The organism is Mesorhizobium sp. M0522 (genome assembly GCF_040321085.1).
Lineage (GTDB): Bacteria > Pseudomonadota > Alphaproteobacteria > Rhizobiales > Rhizobiaceae > Mesorhizobium.
The window spans coordinates 73,670-92,142 of sequence record NZ_JAMYQW010000027.1; the positions used below are offsets into that span (position 1 = coordinate 73,670).

16 protein-coding genes and 8 pseudogenes are annotated in these 18,473 nt (G+C 60.2%); 14 read left to right on the forward strand and 10 right to left on the reverse strand.

Translation table 11 applies throughout. The features are described 5' to 3' along the window. Positions 1-14 precede the first annotated feature (14 nt). The 4 genes and pseudogenes from NKI58_RS24850 (at position 15) to NKI58_RS24865 (ending at position 3,541) form a co-directional block, all read left to right on the forward strand. Positions 15-485, forward strand: coding sequence for a hypothetical protein (locus NKI58_RS24850; protein ID WP_023680213.1), 471 nt, complete (start codon positions 15-17; stop codon positions 483-485). 36 nt (positions 486-521) lie between these two features. Then, positions 522-1,199, forward strand: a complete 678-nt coding sequence (locus NKI58_RS24855; protein WP_348625954.1) for an ABC transporter ATP-binding protein — start codon at positions 522-524, stop codon at positions 1,197-1,199. An 88-nt stretch (positions 1,200-1,287) separates the two neighbouring features. Continuing rightward, a pseudogene (locus NKI58_RS24860) lies at positions 1,288-2,528 on the forward strand (ABC transporter permease). 187 nt (positions 2,529-2,715) lie between these two features. Next, positions 2,716-3,541 (forward strand): annotated as a pseudogene (locus NKI58_RS24865) (undecaprenyl-diphosphate phosphatase). A gap of 2 nt (positions 3,542-3,543) precedes the next feature. Here NKI58_RS24865 and NKI58_RS24870 read toward each other — a convergent pair. Further along, entirely contained in the window at positions 3,544-3,813 is a 270-nt protein-coding gene (locus NKI58_RS24870; RefSeq protein ID WP_023680915.1) for a transglutaminase-like cysteine peptidase, read from the reverse strand. A gap of 25 nt (positions 3,814-3,838) precedes the next feature. Continuing rightward, positions 3,839-4,171: a transglutaminase-like cysteine peptidase gene (locus NKI58_RS24875; RefSeq protein ID WP_156937521.1), complete on the reverse strand. Its 333-nt coding sequence runs from the start codon at positions 4,169-4,171 to the stop codon at positions 3,839-3,841. Between NKI58_RS24875 and NKI58_RS24880 the strand changes: the two are divergent. The 8 genes and pseudogenes from NKI58_RS24880 (at position 4,163) to NKI58_RS24915 (ending at position 11,278) form a co-directional block, all read left to right on the forward strand. Beyond that, positions 4,163-4,413, forward strand: a pseudogene (locus tag NKI58_RS24880) (transglutaminase-like cysteine peptidase). The gene NKI58_RS24875 and the pseudogene NKI58_RS24880 sit on opposite strands and share 9 nt — an antisense overlap. Positions 4,414-4,691: 278 nt before the next feature. Then, positions 4,692-5,642: a DUF1402 family protein gene (locus NKI58_RS24885; protein ID WP_031213457.1), complete on the forward strand. Its 951-nt coding sequence runs from the start codon at positions 4,692-4,694 to the stop codon at positions 5,640-5,642. A 340-nt stretch (positions 5,643-5,982) separates the two neighbouring features. Then, positions 5,983-7,107, forward strand: a complete 1,125-nt coding sequence (locus NKI58_RS24890) for a DUF2333 family protein (protein ID WP_352495674.1) — start codon at positions 5,983-5,985, stop codon at positions 7,105-7,107. 135 nt (positions 7,108-7,242) lie between these two features. After that, a complete protein-coding gene (locus tag NKI58_RS24895; protein WP_023680935.1) occupies positions 7,243-7,401 on the forward strand; it encodes a hypothetical protein in 159 nt (52 codons plus the stop codon). Positions 7,402-7,557: 156 nt separating this feature from the next. After that, positions 7,558-8,711 (forward strand): annotated as a pseudogene (locus tag NKI58_RS24900) (Tn3 family transposase). After that, a complete protein-coding gene (locus tag NKI58_RS24905) occupies positions 8,675-8,821 on the forward strand; it encodes a hypothetical protein (RefSeq protein ID WP_280952151.1) in 147 nt (48 codons plus the stop codon). Before NKI58_RS24900 ends, NKI58_RS24905 begins: the two are co-directional and overlap by 37 nt. A 58-nt stretch (positions 8,822-8,879) precedes the next feature. Continuing rightward, positions 8,880-9,170: pseudogene (locus tag NKI58_RS24910) on the forward strand (ABC transporter permease subunit); the annotation flags it as partial. A gap of 281 nt (positions 9,171-9,451) precedes the next feature. Then, positions 9,452-11,278: a heavy metal translocating P-type ATPase gene (locus tag NKI58_RS24915; protein WP_352508712.1), complete on the forward strand. Its 1,827-nt coding sequence runs from the start codon at positions 9,452-9,454 to the stop codon at positions 11,276-11,278. A gap of 165 nt (positions 11,279-11,443) precedes the next feature. Here the strand turns inward: NKI58_RS24915 and NKI58_RS24920 are convergent, their stop codons facing one another. Further along, positions 11,444-12,046: a sulfotransferase family protein gene (locus NKI58_RS24920; protein ID WP_084641948.1), complete on the reverse strand. Its 603-nt coding sequence runs from the start codon at positions 12,044-12,046 to the stop codon at positions 11,444-11,446. A gap of 177 nt (positions 12,047-12,223) precedes the next feature. After that, positions 12,224-12,370, reverse strand: coding sequence for a hypothetical protein (locus NKI58_RS24925; protein ID WP_023680966.1), 147 nt, complete (start codon positions 12,368-12,370; stop codon positions 12,224-12,226). Positions 12,371-12,405: 35 nt separating this feature from the next. Here NKI58_RS24925 and NKI58_RS24930 point away from each other — a divergent pair. Next, positions 12,406-12,663, forward strand: a pseudogene (locus NKI58_RS24930) (GNAT family N-acetyltransferase); the annotation flags it as partial. Here NKI58_RS24930 and NKI58_RS24935 read toward each other — a convergent pair. The 6 genes and pseudogenes from NKI58_RS24935 to NKI58_RS24960 all read right to left on the reverse strand — a co-directional run bounded on the left by NKI58_RS24935 (position 12,664) and on the right by NKI58_RS24960 (position 17,042). Beyond that, positions 12,664-13,704, reverse strand: a complete 1,041-nt coding sequence (locus NKI58_RS24935; protein WP_352528950.1) for a sulfate/molybdate ABC transporter ATP-binding protein — start codon at positions 13,702-13,704, stop codon at positions 12,664-12,666. Between the two features lie 131 nt (positions 13,705-13,835). Continuing rightward, on the reverse strand, positions 13,836-13,994 hold the full coding sequence (locus NKI58_RS24940; protein WP_352466292.1) for a hypothetical protein: 159 nt from the start codon (positions 13,992-13,994) through the stop codon (positions 13,836-13,838). Positions 13,995-14,041: 47 nt separating this feature from the next. After that, a pseudogene (cysT, locus tag NKI58_RS24945) lies at positions 14,042-14,788 on the reverse strand (sulfate ABC transporter permease subunit CysT); the annotation flags it as partial. Further along, on the reverse strand, positions 14,785-15,813 hold the full coding sequence (locus NKI58_RS24950; protein ID WP_352528948.1) for a sulfate ABC transporter substrate-binding protein: 1,029 nt from the start codon (positions 15,811-15,813) through the stop codon (positions 14,785-14,787). The pseudogene cysT and the gene NKI58_RS24950, both read right to left, overlap by 4 nt. 185 nt (positions 15,814-15,998) lie before the next feature. After that, positions 15,999-16,426: pseudogene (locus tag NKI58_RS24955) on the reverse strand (UbiA family prenyltransferase); the annotation flags it as partial. Positions 16,427-16,775: 349 nt separating this feature from the next. Continuing rightward, the gene (locus tag NKI58_RS24960; RefSeq protein ID WP_023680946.1) at positions 16,776-17,042 is read right to left on the reverse strand and encodes a hypothetical protein; all 267 of its coding nucleotides are present in this window, start codon (positions 17,040-17,042) and stop codon (positions 16,776-16,778) included. A 780-nt stretch (positions 17,043-17,822) separates the two neighbouring features. Between NKI58_RS24960 and NKI58_RS24965 the strand changes: the two genes are divergently transcribed. Then, the coding region (locus tag NKI58_RS24965) for an IS701 family transposase (protein WP_352853818.1) at positions 17,823-18,473 on the forward strand (651 nt) is incomplete at its 3' end.

Below are 18,473 nucleotides of genomic sequence, written 5' to 3' on the forward strand. Positions count from 1 at the left end.
AGCAAGTTTCGCTTATGAAACAGCGCCCGATCACCCGCCGCAAATTGGTGCTGCTTGGCTCGGCCGTCGCACTGGTCAAGATGACTGGCGCGAGTTCCGCTTCCACGGCAACGGCAACGGCAACCCTTGGCTTCGATGAGCTCTATGGAAAGATCAGCGTTCTCGGGCTCAGCTTTTCGGACAAGGTGAAAGGGCTCGCGGAAGCGGAAGTCTCCATGCAAGGCTTCATGGCGCCGCCGCTCAAGGCCGAGGCGAATTTCTTCGTGCTCACGGAAACCCCGATGGCGCTTTGCCCGTTCTGTTCCTCCGACGCCGACTGGCCGGACAACATCGTGGTCATCTACCTCGACGAGGCGCAGACCTTCGAGCAGGCCAATGCCCCGATCGAGGTGAGCGGGCGGCTGGAGGTCGGTTCATGGACCGACCCGGAAACCGGCTTCGTCAGCCTGCTTCGAATCGTCGATGCGCATTTCCGCACGGCCTAACCGCAAATGCTCCGTTTGACGATCCGTGACCTTGAGATGTCGTTTCAGGGTCTTGGCAGGCCTGCGCTGGCTCTGTCCGCGCTGGAAATCGCGCCAACCGAAAAGGTTGCCGTTACCGGTCCGTCCGGGTGCGGGAAGACGACCTTCCTGAACGTCGTCACCGGGCTCGATCGCGTTCGGAAGGGTTCGGTTCGATGGGGCGAGACCGATCTTTCCGGTCTTTCGGAAGCTGGTCGCGACCGTTGGCGCGCTATGCATGTCGGCCTTGTCATGCAGGAGATCCACCTGTTCCCCGGCCTCTCGGCGCTCGATAACGTGCTGTTGCCGAGCCGACTGTCGCGGCTCCGTTCGAATACCGACTTCAGAGCGGACGGCATGCAGTTGCTCGAGCTGGTCGATATAGATCGTCCCGATCAGCCGGTCGAAACCATGTCTCGTGGACAGATGCAGCGGATCGCGGTGGCTCGGGCATTGGTCGGGCGGCCGGCAATCATCGTGGCCGACGAACCGACAGCCAGTCTCGATGCCGATTCTGGGGCCTCTGTCGCGGACCTGTTGCTGCGACTCTCCAACCAGGCGGGTGCGACGCTGATCGTGGCGAGCCACCAAAAACGCCTCATCGAAGGCCTCGATCGCGTGATCCATCTGGAGTCTGGCGCCGTCGTCAGCGACACCGGCAAGCCCGCGGCCACGCATGATGAGGCGTTTCTTTGACGTCCGCGCACGATCGGTCGCGAATCCGATCAGCCGAGGTAACCATACTGCCGGTTCTGCGGCCGCCCTCACGCGAAGGAAATGACCCTTGTTGCGGTTTATCGCTGCGGACTTGAAGCGACACTGGATCGGCGTGGCTGCGGTGGCGCTGCTCATCGCGCTCGCGACCGCGCTCGGCGTCGCTGTCACGCTCGGCGAGCGGGCGCTTCGGTTGGGTAGCGCACGTGCGGCGGGCGCCTTCGATCTGGTAGTCGGCGCGCCCGGCAGCGAGACCCAATTGCTGCTGTCCGCCGTGTTCCTACAGGCAGCGCCCTTGACGCTCATGCCGGGCAATGTACTGGCGGGGCTGATCAGGGACGAACGTGTGGCCTGGGCGGCCCCCGTCGGGTTCGGTGATTTCGTCGAGGATTTCCCGATCGTCGGCACGACGCAAGCGCTGGTCGACGGACTGGGCGGCGTCTCCGAAGGACGCACGTTCGAGAAGCTCGGCGAAGCGCTTGTCGGAGCGTCCGTGGCGAAGAACATGGGAAGCCGCTTTCACCCGGCGCACGGCCAGGTCCGCCAGGCGACCGCAATGCACAATGATGTCACCTACGGGGTCGTGGGACGGCTGAGGCCGACCGGTACCGCCTGGGACCGAGCCGTCATCGTTCCGATCGAAGCGGTCTGGCACATTCATGAACGCGATCGGGCGGGAACAGGATCGCCGCTCCTGCAGGCTGCCGCCCAAGGGGCCGCAGAGACAAGCGAGTTCGACCAGCCGATCCATCCGGAGGCCGTCCTCGATCCATCCACACCCGGCCTGCCAGCCATCGTGGTGAAACCGCGTACGGTCGCTGACGCCTATAAGCTGCGAAGGCGCACCGCAACGATCGGACCGTCGCGATCTTCCCGGGCGAGGTGCTGACGAGGCTGTACGGGACGCTCGGCGATGCGCGACGCGTGCTTTCCTTGGTGGCCGGCGGAGCGCAGGCGCTTGTCGCCGCCGCGATCCTGCTTGTCGTGGTCCTTCACGTCATGCAGCGGCGCCGGCAGATTGGTGCCTTGCGCGCGTTCGGGACGCCGCGCGCGGTGGTGTTTGAAATCGTCTGGCTGGAGACGTTCGCAATCATCGCAGCAGGGGTGCTTCTCGGCTTCGGGCTGGGCTACACGGCCGCCAGGACGGGTGCGCACCTCTTGAGCGGAGCCAGCGGCTTTACATTGCCGGTCGAGTTCCGCAGCGAGGACTGGCAGTCCGCCCTTGTGTTATTGGCTGTCACGGGTCTGATCGCTCTGGTGCCGGCGATGCTTGCATACCGGCAATCGCCGGCGCAGGCACTCAGAAACTGAACCGATTTGTGCTCATCAAAAATTCTCACCGCAGCCCGAATTAGGAAACTGCTCGTCCTTGCAAACGGTTTCGTCAAAGCCAACAAAACCTATGCCCAACGCTCTATCGCGATTGACACCCAAGACAGTCGTCGGTTCAGGTTGCCGGAAGATCGTGACGGACGCAAAGGAAGTGCAATTGGCTGAAATCGGGTGGAGCGAGGCGGCGATCCTAGGAGTGGTTCAAGGACTGACGGAATTTCTTCCGATCTCCTCAAGCGCGCATTTGCGGATCGTTGGTGAATTCCTGCCACCGGCCGGCGATCCCGGCGCCGCATTTACCGCCATTACGCAGATCGGGACCGAGATCGCGGCCCTGATCTATTTCCGCCATGACATTATCTGCATCATCGCCACATGGCTGCGTTCCCTGGCCGGCCGCCGTGAACGGCTGGACCCGGATGCCCGCATGGGATGGCTGGTGATCATAGGAACCCTGCCGATCGGCATCCTAGGACTATTGCTGAAGAACCTGATCGAAGGTCCGGCCCGCAACCTCTATCTCACGGCAACCATGTTGATCGTCTTCGCTGGTTCTCGCGGCCGCCGACCGGCTGGGCGCCAAGCGCAAGGCTTTGCGCGATCTGGGCTGGCGGGACGGCTTTCTGTTCGGCGCCGCCCAGGCGATGGCCCTCATCCCGGGCGTTTCGCGATCGGGAGGCACTATAAGCGCCGGACTGCTGATGGCTTACACGCGAGAGGCCGCCGCCAGGTATTCGTTCCTGCTGGCGATACCTGCCGTGCTCGCCTCAGGCTTCTTCCAGCTCTATGCGAGTTGGGGGGCAGACAGTCCGGTCGGCGCCGGTCCGACCGCGCTGGCCACCCTGCTGTCCTTCGCGGTCGGCTATGTCGCGATCGTGGGTTTTCTGAAGCTAGTCTCGACGCGCAGCTACATACCCTTCGTCTATTATCGGATCGGGCTCGGCGCCTCGATATTTCTGCTTCTTGGCGCCGGTCTCCTGTCAGCGTCCTGAGATTATTTCGTGCCGCTGACGAGAATGTTCTGTTGGGATTCGATCGCTTCCCAATGGCCGGAGTTGGATCGCGACTGGCGCTTCAGGTAGGTATATCCGGTGTCCGACCACAGCAGGACCTTCGGCTCCAGATTGTCGAGAATGAAGTCACCGGCGGTCGTGTTGACGCTCAGCATCGCGTGCCCCTCGCCGCTCGACTGCCTGACCACCGTTATCCAAAAGGTTTTGCGGGGCACGCCCTGTCTCATCAGTTCGCGACGTTTTTCCAGCACGATGTCGTCGCAGTCGCCAAATCCCTTATAGGGATACTCCCATTTCTCCTCGACACCGGGTATCTATGTCCGTCATGGCCATGATCGTCGTGTTGGCCCTGTTGTTGATTTCGATCAGCGTCTCACACAAGGAGCGGGTCAGTTCGACGGGCTTCGGGTCGCGCGTGACGATCGAGCAATCATCGCGATAGTTCCGACAGTATTCGTAATGACCGATCGCTGCGTTGTCCGTCCGTTTGTTCGCATGAATGTGAGCTGCCCTGCATTCGCCGACCATGACCGATGACTTTTGCGATCGCTGGTAGGCGTCAACGTATCCGTAAACCACCGCGTCAAGCCGGTGAGCGACATGGAACACAATGGAGTTCCAGAATATTGGTCCTATCCTGACGATAATCTGGGTGATTGCGAGGATTATGCACTGGAAAATCGGCGAACGCTGACGCGAAAGGCCTTCGCGTCTCCAGTCTGCTCTTGACGGCAGTGCGCAAGTCCGATGGCGAAGGGCACGCTCTATTGGCGGTTCGAACCGACAAGGGCGATTTCATTCTCGATAATCTGGGGTTCGTCCCTGGTACGAGACGAACCATCACTACCTGAAGCGCCAAGCGGAATACAACACGAGACGGTGGGTTTCCATCTTAAGCGAAGACAATCTTCTCGTCGGCGCGCTTAGGTAACGCGATGCCGAACATTTTTTCCAGCGTCCTTGCATCCGAACATCCGAACACCTTGCCGGCTCGCAAAACCTCCGCCTCTCTGTTATAGGCTCGAAAGCACACTGCCATGACCATATGACGGCACACTCTGCATCCCTTCACGGAGCCGGAGGCTGCCAACGGAGCCTCATGCCAACAGCCAAGCTGCAGCCCTTTTTCATGACGGTGACGATCGTTGCAACTTGTGTCGGAACGGCCCCAGCCGTGGCGCAGACTGTCACAGTCGTCCCGACGGGCAATCGTCTTGCCGAGCAACCGGTGATCCCAAGAGCGTCCGCGCTTCGTTCCAAGGCATTCAACACGACGTACGAGGAGAAGTATCGGGCCATAACCGCCTTGATACGGGACGACCGCAAACTCGTCGGCAAGATCAGGAAGGCGGCGCTCGCCTATGGCATCGATCCGATCCACATCGTCGCGGCTCTCGTCGGAGAGCACACCTACAATATCAGCGTGGTCGACTCGGTTCAGACCTATTACGTCAAGGCGCTCGCCTATGCCGATCTGAAGTTCTCCTTCAGCTACAGGGGCACTCCGGTCCAGTCATTCGTCCAGCGGCCCGAATTCGCATCCTGCTCTTCTCTCGAAAGCAGCGCGCTGATTTGGAGCTGCCGTGACCAGGTCTGGGAAGAGACATTCCGGGGTCGCAAGGTCGATGGCGTCGACTACGAACCCATCACGTTCCAGCGGGCCTTCTTCCAACCCTTCTATGCGGGGCAGACCTTCGGCCTGGGACAGATAAGCCCGCTTGCAGCCCTGCAGGTCACAGACATGGTCAGCCGGGTCAGCAAGCTTCCCCGATTGTTGCCCGATCGCCCGCAGGCGATCTATCGCGACGTCATGGATCCTGATCGCAGTCTTGTTTACATCGCCGCGATCATCCGGGATTCGATCGATGCCTATCGGGAACAGGGGTTCGATATATCCGGTAATCCCGGAATCACCGCCACGCTCTACAATGTTGGCCAGCCGCGCAGACGTGCACGTGAGTTGAGGCAAGCCGTGACCGACAAGACCGGCCGCACCCTGCCCGTCGAGAACTATTACGGCTGGCTCATCAACGACAGGCTCGAAGAACTCAAGGCGCTTCTCACCGATGGCACGAAATGATCGTGGTTGGTGGCCGGACACTCGCGAACCTGCGTCGGATGGCAGGACAGATTTATGCCGGAAAAGCTGGCTGTCATGAGACCAATTCCGCTTGCATTTGGCGAACATCTATCGACATCAGATGGAAGCAAACAGTGCACTCAAGCGAACTCATAAAGCGCGCCGGAATTGCCGGTCGCGTGCAAGATGGCCAAGCGAGGTATCGTATGTCGATAACCATGCGGCTCCAAACTGAGAATGGCTTACCCAGCGCGACGCTCTGAAAACCACATATTTGAAAGACAAGGTGGCGTTTGGCATGCGCCTCTACGGCTTGACTGACTGAGGGGGTGACATCGCCATGCTTGATCCGATCGTGAATTTCTTCACCCGGATTTTCCAGTGGATCGGCCGCGGCATCGGCTTAGCCATCGGCGTCATCCTGTGGCCGTTCGTGTGGGCCGGGCGTTGGTATACGCAGCGCGGCTGGATCCTGAAGGCAGTGGTCGGCCTGGCGCTGCTGATGCTGATCGGCCTCTACGCCAATTTCTTCTACGCCACCCAGTGGTGGAACAATTTCAACCCGAACTATCCCGACACCTATATATTCGAGAAGCGCAACCTGTCGGCCGGCGAGCAGGTCGCCGCCGGTGCCGGCACCGACGCCGCCAGGACCTGTGGCAATTCGGCGATCGCCCAGTTGGCGGCCGACCTGACCGACTTCAACGTCAACCAGAATGCCTGGGTGTCGTCGATGATCCTCTACAAGCTCGGCCTGTTCGGCATCGACTGGGACCACACGCCGTGGATGGACAACAAGGCCTCGTTCCAGCGCGGCATCAACCAGGCGGTGCGGCGCACGGCGACCGAGCTTGCCGACAATCTCGGCCGCGTGCGCACCACTTCGCAGATCGACGCCGATCTTCAGGACGCGCGCGGCAATCTGCAGTTCGATGAAGAGACCTGGTATTTCGGCCTGAACCCGTTCGGCCCGAAGACGCCGACGCCGAGCTACTATCGCGATGCGGTGCGCAAGCTGCGCGCCTTCAACGCCCGGCTGGAAACCTGCCAGACGGTGTTCGATGCCCGCGCTGACAATCTCAAGCAGTATATCGACCGCATCTCGTCCGACATCGGTTCGACCTCGGCGATCCTCAAGGAGCGCGCTGAGCACTACAACAATGGCTGGTTCGATTTCCGCGCCGACGATCGCTTCTGGTTCGCCTATGGCCAGCTCTATGCCTATTACGGGCTGATGAAAGGCGCCGAGGCCGATTTCGAGGACGTGATCAACGAAAAGCACCTGCAGAGCCTGTGGGACACGATGGACTCGCAGTTCGTCTCGGCGCTGCGCATCCAGCCCTTCATCATCGCCAATGGCCGCGAGGATGGCTGGCTGTTGCCGAATCACCTAACGACAATTGGCTTCTACATGTTGCGCGTGCGCTCGAACCTGGTCGAGATCAGCAACGTTCTTGCGCAGTAACTCGGTGGATGAAGCGCTCGAGGGCATCGAGGCATTGGGACCGGTAACTTCTCTGGGGTGAGCGCGGCCACGATTTGTTAGCGCCGACTGGGCCATCACCGTTACTTTGTTTAAGGCGGCGGCGATGGCGGTGGAATGGACGATCACGATCGAGAGCAGGAACGAATTCGGCGATGTCGAAACGAGGTCCGGATCGACAAAAGCGATGAGCGTCCGCGTGGCGGAGACCTTGACCTGTCGATCGAGGATGGCAAGAAGATCATGACCGCCCTGCAAACAGTGGTCGCGACCTAGGAGGCGAAAACCTACACCCTGTTTCGACGGGTCTGTCCGGATTGCCACAATTTTCGGCCAGTCAAGGACTATACGACGCGTCGAATTCAAACGGTGTTCGGCACAGTGGAGGTTCGCAATCCCCGCTGGGTGTTGTGCCGGGATTGCCATCCAGGGATGGACGCCGCATCCAATGATCGAGGTTCCGACCTGTTGAGGGAAGTGCATGAATGGACCGGCTTTGCGGATAGCTTCACGCATGTTCGCACCGGCGACGTCCCAAGAAATGTCTCGGCCATGCTGGCCGGCGTACTGGCGGATGCGACCAACCTTGGTCCGAAACGGATGGCCAGCGCGTCCAAAGGCATCAGCGCTCACCAGATCAGTTGGATGAGAACCTTCCATGCACGGTCGGAGACCTACCGCGCGGCGCAGGCCTGCGTGACGGACGCACACACCCGCCATCCGCATTCTCGCCTTTGGGGCAATGGCACGACGTCATCATCTGACGGCCAATTCTTCCGCGCGAGCGACCGAGCCGCAAAGCGCGGCGACATCAATCTGCATTACGGCAGCGAACCCGGCTCAAAGTTCTACAGCCACCTTTCCGATCAGTACGGCTACTTCAGCATTCTGCCCATCAGTCCGACCGAAAGTGAGGCTGCTTATGTGCTCGATGGGCTATTCGATCAGGACACGGTCCTCGACATCCAGGAACACTTTACCGATAGGGGCGGCGCGAGTGATCACATCTTCGGTCTGTTCGCCCTCATAGGCAAACGCTTCGCGCCGCGACTGTGCAACCTCAAGGACCGGAAATTCCACACGTTCGAGAAAGGCGATGCATACCCGGCGCTGTCGAACCACATCGGCGCGCCGATCAACACCACCCTGATCCTCGAGCACTGGGATGATCTCCTCCATCTGGCGGCGTCGATCACCACGCGATCCTTAGTGCCGTCCACGATCCTGAAGAAACTATCCGCATCTCCGAAGGAAAGCCAACTCGCACGAGCGCTACGGGACTCGGCCGGGTCGAGCGATCGCTGTTCATGATCGAATGGTACTCAAGTTCGGCGCTACGCCGGCGTTGCCAGGCCGGCCTCAACAAGGGTGAGGCTGCGCATAACCTGAAGCGCGCCGTTTTCTTCCACGAGCGTGGTGAAATCCGTGACCGGTCGTTCGAAAGCCAGGCGTTCCGCGCCTCCGGCCTCAACCTCGTCGTCGGTGCGATCGTAGGAATACGGTCTATATCGAACGGGCCGTTACCTACTTACGCAAAACGCATCGCGAGATTCCGGATCATCTGCTCAAGCACGTATCGCGGCTGAGTTGGGAGCACATCAACCTGACCGGCATCTACACCTGGGATGCAGAACATCAGATGCCTGAAGGATTCCGTTCGCTCAGACTTCCGGCTCGGTTACGCCACGCCGCATGACGTTCATGCTCCGTTCGACGTTAGCGTGTCGCTGGGAACGGTTCTTGTTCCGACCCCCTACTCGCTGGGTTACACAAGCAGCCAACTGTTCCGACGGGTCCTATTTCCCCAGGTGGCCCTCACGGCAATTCCCGAGCTGACCACCTCGATGATGGTCATCATGAAGGCGCTTTCACTCGGATTCGCCATCGAGGTCGTCGATATCTTCGCGCAGTCCCAACTGACCGCCGCGCTGAACTTCTACTACCTCGAAGCCTTTGTGATTGCCGTCGTGATCTACATGGTGATCGCCTATGTCGTCATACAGATCGCCGACAGGCTGGAGCAATCCCTCCGGGTGTGGACGTGAGGCATGCATGTGGGACAGGATCGCCAAGCTTCGGGATTACTCTCGTCACGGTAGGGGCCGCCGACCGTCGCGCGCGCTGGGCGCGCTATTTCTCATCGCCGTTGGCCTCTATGTCGGATACCATGGCTGGACAGGACTATCCGCCGCGGGGGCCTGATGCGCTCATGCTTCAACCCAAGACCGCAATCCGAGATAGCGAGCCAATCATGAAATCCGAGACAGCAGCCACGGAAAGCGTTGAGCCGGCGCCTAAGACGGTTCCATCGGGTTGGCGAGTGTTGATGACGCGCGAACGCTGGACCGAAGTCGCGCGCATCCTTTTTACCGGCTTGATGGCGTTGCTGTATTGGCAGCAGCTCATTCCAATACAAGCCTTGTGGGTGGCGGTTGCCATCGGCTTGTATCCGCTCGTCAAGACCGGCGTCGTTGATCTCGTAAAAGAGCGCAAGATCGGTACCGAAATATTCGTCACCATTGCCACGGTGGTGGCGCTGATCGGAGGCGAGACCGTCGCCGGCGCGGTCCTCATGGTGATCATTTTGATCGCGGAGTTCATCGCCGATGTGAATATGGAACGAGCGCGAGCCTCGATCAAAGACCTGATCGGCTCAGTGCCGCAGGTGGCGCTTGTGCGGGACGCAGGTGGCGAACGCATGGTCCCGATCGAGAATTTGCGCGCGGGCGACGTTGTCTTGGTGCGGGCCGGCGAGAAGATCCCGGTCGATGGCACCGTCGTCGGTGGAGCGGCTTCGGTCAACGAAGCATCGATCACAGGAGAGAGCATTCCGAAGGACAAGAGCGATGGCGCCGATGTCTTTGCCGGAACCATCGTCGAATCCGGCGCCCTCGACATCGAGACCGAGAAGGTTGGTGCCGACACCACCTTTGCCCGCATCATCAGTCTGGTCGAGAATGCCGAAGCGGAACAGGCACCCGTCCAGAAACTGGCGGATAAGGTCGCGTCATGGCTGATCCCGGTCGTGCTGATCTTCCTCGTTGCGGTTTATCTTTATACCCGCGACGTTCGGATGATCGTCACTCTGCTGATTTTCACATCACCTGCCGAACTCGGATTGGCGACTCCTCTGGTGATTATCGCAGCCATTGCGCGAGCCGCACGCAGTGGAATTCTGGTCAAGGGGGGCGTCTATCTGGAGTCTTTGGCCAAGGTCGACGTCCTGGTGTTCGACAAGACAGGCACCCTGACGGCGAACAAGCCCGAGGTTGTCGGCGTGGAGATGCAGGACGGCACGCTTTCGGAAGCTGATCTGATCAGCCTTGCCGCCGCCGCCGATCGGCGCTCCGCTCACCCCTTGGCGAAAGCGGTCGTCAACTATGCCGCCCGGATGAAAATCGATGTCCCGGAACCGGAGCAGTACGAGCAGTTGCAGGCGCGCGGTGTGAAGGCGACGGTCTCCGGACGCACCGTGCTGGTCGGGAATGCATTGTTGTTGCGCGAGGCCGGCGTGCCGCTTTCCGATGCGATCGAAAAGGGCGGACAGACGCCGGTTCACGTCGCGGTCGATGGGAAATTCGCTGGCGTGATTTTTATTGCCGACACATTGCGACCAGGTGCGCGCGAAGCGCTGGCAAAGCTCCGTGCAACCGGGGTCAAGCGCATGGTGATGGTGACGGGTGACAATGAGGCCACAGCGCGGACCATCGCCAACGAGCTCGGCGTGGATGAAGTGCGTGCCAATCTGATGCCGCAGGACAAGGTCGCCGCCATCGCCGAATTGCAAAAGCAGGGCCATCGCGTGGCGATGGTCGGCGACGGGATCAACGACGCGCCGGCGCTGGCACGGGCCGATGTCGGCATTGCGATGGGGGGCGGCGGCACGCAGGCAGCGCTGGAAGCCGCCGACATCGCATTGATGAAGGATGACCTGGCAAGAATTGTCAGCGCCCGCGCGATTGCGCGACGCGCTTACCGGACAATTCAGGAGAATATCTTCGTCGGCGTTGGTGTTGTGCATGTTTTGGGCATTACCGCAGCGCTGATGGGCTGGATCGGTCCTATCCAGGCAGCGATTTTGCACTTGGGGCCAGATGTCCTGGTGTTCCTGAATTCGGCAAAACTGCTGCGCGTTCGAATCCAAGATGTTTAAGCGCATCTCTTTAAAGCCTAAGGCTTCGAACCGAACTAGCCAAAGCGGTCATTCGATTCGTCCGATCGGATGACTGCTACTGGCGCATGTGGTCGGTTGGCGCGTTCATAGATCAGATTGCCTGATGAGGCTCGGGAAGGTCCGGCCGGGGTGGAAAACCGCCGTTCAGCGCCCTATGCGAGCACGAAATTCGGCAGTCGAATTGGTGCGTGGAAACGGTTCGGAAGGCAACTGTACATCGAGAAAGGCACAAAGCGGCTCCCATCCTTCGGAGACTTGATACGTGAGAAGGCGTTCAGGCGGCAGCGTTGATTTCACGGAAGCGTTATGTGCTTCATAGACAGCGATTGCGTGATCACGGTTATCAAATCGACCGCCAAAGACAGTGTTTCCAACCACCGCCACACCAAAGGACTGTGGATCATTGGTAGCAGCATCCATCGTGAGCCCTATTGTTTGCGCCATGCTGTCATACCAGGCTTCCGGGTCACGAACTGTCAGGATAACCTTTGCATTAGGGTAGTGGTCACTCACTTGGCGCCAAAAATGCGCCGTTGGCCAATCGACCGCGGAAAGATAGCCGGCATATGCCGCATCCCAGGTCGGGAGTTGTCCTTGGCCGGCGGCGCGCCACAGCGCTTTCTGCTCGGGATTGGCGTGGACATCTGCCATGTGATGACACGGCCCGAACCCAAGATGCTCCAACGCGAGCTTCAGCGAATATGTGCCAGTGCGACCCATGCCTGCACCAATGACATCTAGAGCCATGAGCACCCCAAGGAGATTTCAATCGGTCAAAATACCGCTGTTTTCTTTAATTCGCTATATCTTTGAAGGTCAGCTCCGAATCGCGTCAAGCCGTAGCGCGCGAAGGTCAGTATTGGAGAAGCGCCGGGAATGGTGGCTCCTGGCGCCGCTGTGGCGAAGACGCGTGGATCGACACCACTATCCGCTGACGCAGCGCTTGCGCCGGTCGATGACGTGGATGCCCATCAAAGGATGGGAGACAACCGACAGCGAGTTTCCGCCGGGAACGTGATCGCGGTCCACCAAAGCCATCTTGAACGGCAAGGCCGTGCAGACCTGCTCCATCAGGCTGCTCGACGTATACCGCGCGACATTCGAGCAGCGTGGACACAAGCTGGCAAGGCAAGGGGTTAGGCGCCGCGCTGTTGCAAGACACCGTTCTGCGCACGCGTTACGCCGCGACGATCCTCGGGATTCGCGGCCTTCTTGTTCATGCCATATCGGACGAAGCGAAAGCCTTCTACGAGCACTACGGCTTTGCGGCTTCCCCGAAAAATCCGATGACCCTTGCGCTCTCGCTAAGGCGCGTTGAAAGAGCGAAACGTCTTGTTGTGCACAAGTTGGTAATCGCCTCGTAATCAACCAGCCGGAAAAAGCTTCCAGCGCCGCGGCCTAAAAGCCACGCGACTTTTCTGCGCCGCCGGATGGTCGACGGGCAATTCGATCTCGACCCGCCGACGTTCGCCGCCGATTTCGAGTTCCACGCGCCTGGTGCCGGCGACGCGGCGGCTGGCGGCGACCGTGCCGGCGATGCAGCCGTTGCATTCGTCCACCAGTTCGACATCGTGCGGGCGAAAGAACAATGTCGCTTCGCCTTGCGGTGCGTGCGGCGCGGAGAGCCCGATCGGGCGGTCGGCGATCCAGACCTGGCCGTCCTCGACCTTGACCGGGATCGAGCTCGATTCGCCGATAAAGCCATAAACGAAGGGCGAGTTCGGGGTATCGTAGATCTCGTCGGCGGTGCCGACCTGCTCGATGCGGCCCTGGCTCATCACCACGACGCGATCGGCAAGCTCCAGCGCCTCTTCCTGGTCATGGGTGACAAAGACCGTGGTATGGCCGGTGGCGTCGTGGATGTCGCGCAGCCAGCGGCGCAGTTCGCGGCGCACCTGGGCATCGAGCGCGCCGAACGGCTCGTCGAGCAAAAGCACGGCCGGTTCGATCGCCATGGCGCGGGCCAGCGCCACGCGCTGGCGCTGGCCGCCCGAAAGCTGCGCCGGATAGCGTTTTTCCAGACCGGAAAGCTGGACGAGGTTGAGAAGTTCCAAGGCGCGGCGGCGGATTTCCTTCGCCGACGGGCGTGACGGCCCGTGCCTGACCTTGAGGCCGAAGCCGATGTTGTCGGCGACCGTCATATGGCGAAACAGCGCGTAGTGCTGGAAGACGAAGCCGACATTGCGCTCCTGGATCGACTTTTGGGAGGCATCCTCTTCGCCGAAGAAGATTTTTCCGCGGGTCGGCCGCTCCAAGCCAGCGATCAGCCTGAGCAGCGTCGTCTTGCCGGAGCCGGATGGCCCCAGCAACGCGATCAGTTCTCCCGACCTGATGTCGAGAGAAACGTCGTGGAGGGCCGGAAACCGGTCAAACTCCTTGCGCACGTTGGCAACGCGAACTTCCATGCAAATCCCTTTTGTAGTTGATGCATGCCGTTATCCCAAAACCGGTTCCCACTTTTGGGCGACATCAAATCTTTGTTTCATGCATGTCGTTGTCCAAAAACCGCTACACACTTTTGGGCGACATGCATTTGTCAGTGTCCGCGCGTCGCGGCGATCTCGGCGCCGTAGCGCATCTCGAGAAGTGTTTTCAAGACCAGCGTGACGAGCGCCAGGCCGGCAAGCAGCGAAGCGACGGCAAAGGCGGCGGCGGCATTGTACTCGTTATAAAGGATTTCAACATGCAGCGGCATGGTGTTGGTTAGCCCGCGTATGTGGCCCGACACGACCGAGATGGCGCGATGACGATCAGAAGCGGCGCGATCTCGGATTTGTAGGGGAGGTTGCCGGCGATGAAGATAACGGAACCGTACTCGCCGACGCCGCGCGCGAAAGCCAGCGCGAAACCGGTGACGATGGCCGGCGCCAGTCCGGGAAGCAGAACGCGGCTGATGATCTGGAAGCGATTGGCGCCGAGCGTTGCGGCCACTTCCTCCACCTCCTTGTCGATCTCCTCCATGATCGGCTGCACGGTACGAACGACGAAAGGCAGGCCGATAAAGATCAACGCGATGACGATGCCAAGCGGCGTGTAGGCGACCTTGATGCCGAGCGGCATCAGCAGGCTTCCGATCCAGCCGTTCGGTACGTAAAGCGTGGTCAGCGCGATGCCGGCCACCGCTGTCGGCAGCGCGAAGGGCAGGTCGACCATGGCATCGGCGATGCGGCGGCCGGGAAAGTTGTAGCGCACCAGCACCCAGGCGACGATCGTGCCGAAGACGACGTTGACAGCGGCGGCAATGAAGGCGGTGCCGAAGCTGATTTCAAGCGCGTTGATGGTGCGGCGATCGGTGACGATCGCCCAGAAGTCGGTCCAGCCGAGCGCCGCCGAGCGCCAGATCAGCCCGGACAGCGGAATGAGGAGGGTGAGGAAGGCAAGCGAGAAGCCGAGCGTCAATCCGAAACCCGGAATGACGCTCGGCTGTCTGAACCGCCACCCCGCCTTGGCGGGCGTGCTGTGGTCATGTCGTCCTGATCTAAATGCTATTGGGCCGGCTTATAGATCTGGTCAAATATACCACCGTCGCCGAAATGGTAAGGCTGCGCCTTCATCCATCCGCCGAAAATTGGATCGTCGATGCTGATCCGCTTGATTTCCGGCAGTTTGGCGAGATCCTCCGCAGGCACCAGGTCGGGCTTCGCCGGACGGTAGTGGTTCTTGGCGATGATCGTCTGGCCTTCCTTGGAATAGAGATAGCCCAGATAGGCTTCGGCAACTTTCCGTGTGCCCTTGGCATCGACATTGGCGTCGACAACGGCGACCGGCGGCTCGGCCAGGATCGAGGTCGGCGGGATGACGATTTCGAACTGATCGGCGCCGAACTCGTCCAGCGCCAGATAGGCCTCGTTTTCCCAGGCGATCAGCACGTCGCCCAGGCCCTTTTGCGCGAAGGTCACGGTCGAGCCACGCGCGCCGGTGTCAAGCACCGGAACATGGGAATAGAGGTTGCCGACGAATTCCTTGGTCTTGGCTTCATCGCCGCCATCATTGGTGTTGGCCCAGGCCCAGGCCGCGAGGTAGGCCCACCGGCCACCACCGGAGGTCTTGGGATTGGACGTGATCACCTGGACGCTGTCCTTTGTGAGATCGCCAAAATCGTGAATGCCCTTGGGGTTGCCCTTGCGGACGAGGAGGACAATGGTCGAGGTATAAGGCGCCGAATTGTTCTCGAACTTCGTCCGCCAGTCGGGATTGATCTTCTTCGTTTTCGAGACGATCGCGTCGATGTCGCCTTGCAGCCCCAGCGTCACCACGTCGGCGTCGAGGCCGTCGATTACCGCGCGAGCCTGAGCGCCCGATCCGCCATGCGACTGCTGGACGGTGACGGTCTCGCCGGTCTCGGACTTCCAGTGGGCGGTGAAAGCCTCGTCGAATTGCTTGTAGAGCTCACGCGTCGGGTCATAGGACACGTTGAGAATGGTGGTATCGGCAAACGCGAAACCGAGCGTGCCGAACTGGACAGATGTGGCGACCAGTGCGCCGAGCAGTTTCATGAAATGAGGTTTGGTCATTTCCGCCTCCGTTGAACTCGCGTCAAATCTACCGAATTGAATTTAGATGCATTCAATGTTGCCTTTTTTGGCCTAGTGAAGCAATTTTTCGCCTATTTCGCCCTAAATGAGGAATGTTTTTCCTCACATAGCGTGACTCGGGATCCTGGGCTCCCGGACGCGATAACTAGAAACCGCCAGCCCTTCGGCAATACGCAAGTGGCGATCAGGCGCGTGTAGGGCGTCAGGAACAGCAGGAGCGACGCCGCAAGCGCAAGCGGAATTGCCAGAAAGGCGATTGCTGGGACCATGCCGATCTGGCCGCTTGCCAGAGGGCGAAAGCGGGTCCGCTCAACGTGGCCGTCGAACCTGCGATCGGCAATGTCATTGATCGTGGACCCGGCGCTTCTCATCAGAAACGCGCCAAGGGTGAATAGCGCCAATTGCTGAACGGCGGGGATACCATGTGCCGCTTGGATCAATGCGGCCCAACAGGGAACAACGTCAGCCATATGCCCACTGGCCGATCCAGCCGCGCGAGCCGCGTGTAGGGCCGCCATGCACGCGGCAGCCGGCGATCCACCCAGTCACCTCTATGAATATCACTCAGGTCCGGTCGGCTCAAAGTCGCCATTAAGTAATCTTAATCCCGCGCAGAGAAAGGCATTTTCCTGTTCGGTTGAAGTGCCAAATTCGCAGCGTTGCGTATGCGCGCAATGGCAGCCTCGGGGTGGCAAGCGGAAGTCCAGCGTGAACGCGCGGAACAGTTGCTTTGCGGACCTGAGCCGGCATTAGATTGCGCAAGCTGTAGCGGCTGATCTTGGCACGACCGAGACCAACGGCGGCGCTCACGCGCAGGACCGGCTCTTGAAGCCAGTGCCCAGCGGGCTCTACGCCAATAATGGGCGCTTTCCAGAATGACCGGAACCGCACGGCAATCGCTGAGCAAACCCTTCTAACCTTGGCCAGCGGAGCAATCACCTTTACGATTCGACCAGGATCACCAAGGACTCTGGCACCACTCCATCGAAGGCCATCGCATCCGCGGCTTCCTTGCTCTGCATAGCTTTCATCATGGCGTCCATGTCCGGAACGTCCATAAGAACGGCCACCCGGGTCGGATTTTGTGGATCTACAAATGTTCGTATGTTGGTCACGCCGAGCGGACCAAAAAGCTCTTTGCGCTTCGGCGAGTCGAGCCAGTGCTTCGCTCCTTTTGTGATGTTATGGTGGCCAATGACTGTCGGCATTGCATCCTCCCTATCGTGACGGCGAAGTCCGGCATCGCCAAGAGTGCCAAGATCCATCCCCGTCGAACCACGGAGCGCCGTTTTGGTTGGACTGTCAATTATTTCGTTAAGGACGCGGAAGAACGATTCGGAGAGGGCGTTTCTTCCGGACGGTTCGACCTCAATGAACCAGGATCGCGGTCACGCGGCTGTGGCTATTGACATGTGACATGCGCAAACAGCCGGACAACAACTGCAAGGGCCCGCGTGGCAGATATCGGGATCCAGCGCGGGGGTCGGAAAGGGCAGTTGCGGGAGTAGGGCTGCCATTCATGACCCGGCGGGCCAAGGTCGTCTTCGGGTCGACTCCGGCCGTAGAGCGAAGGTCCGCTGTTGAGAGCGGCGGTGAGGGTCCGGTAATGGCGCTACTTACTCGTTCAGGTGGCCGCTACAGTTGATTGCTAGAGTTAGTCTAGCGTGTCCAAGCGCCATGAAGCGAGCTTACAGCCAAAAGGAAAGTCGGCGGCCCATTTTTCAATGAGCGTTGCCCGAACCCGCCGACCTGCGGATTGCCATTGGCCCCGCGATTCGCAGCTTTGCCGGAACGGAGGCGTGCCGTCTAGCAATGTAAGCGTGTACCATTTCAGCTGCGGAAGTTTTCAAGATCTCTGCCTTAAATCTTTCGGCCATGGCTCGCGCAATCTGTGCTGCCTATAAAGTCGCGCAGCACGAGGTGATCTAGTACTACAGTTGCGGATCATTTGATTTTCTGATTCACTTCGACAGGTTATGGAGGGAACCATGTCTGTCGCTTCGTGGTCAGGGTCGTTGTTGGCTTGGGAGCAGGAGCTCACAGCGCTGAAGGCGCGGGTTGGGCGGGTGCTTCCTCGTCGTGAGTTGCGGGAGACGGGCGCCGATTTCCTTGACGGCCTTCTTTCCGGCATTGAGCGCAAGACAGGCTGGCTGATGGCTGAGCAATCCGGAGCGGAGCGGCCCTATCGGATGCAGTCGCTGTTGGGGCGCAGCCACTGGGACGCTGATCGGCTCCGAGACGAGGTTCGCGATTATGTGGTGGAGGCGTTGGGCGATGAGGATGGCGTCCTGATCGTCGACGAGACGGGATTTGTGAAGAAGGGCGATCGTTCCGCCGGTGTCGCGCGTCAGTACTCGGGAACGGCGGGGCGGATCGAGAACAGCCAGATCGGCGTGTTCTTGGCTTACGCGAGCCGCTACGGCCAAGCGCTGGTCGATCGTCGCCTTTATCTGCCGGAGAGCTGGACAAAGGATCGGGCGCGATGTGCCAGGGCGTCGATCCCGGAGACGGTCGAGTTTGCGACCAAGCCAAAGATGGCGCGCGCCATGGTCGCGGCGGCGCTCGATGCCGGCGTCCCGTGCGCTTACGTTCTGGGCGACGCTGTCTACGGGGCGGACAGCAGCCTTCGCCGGATGCTG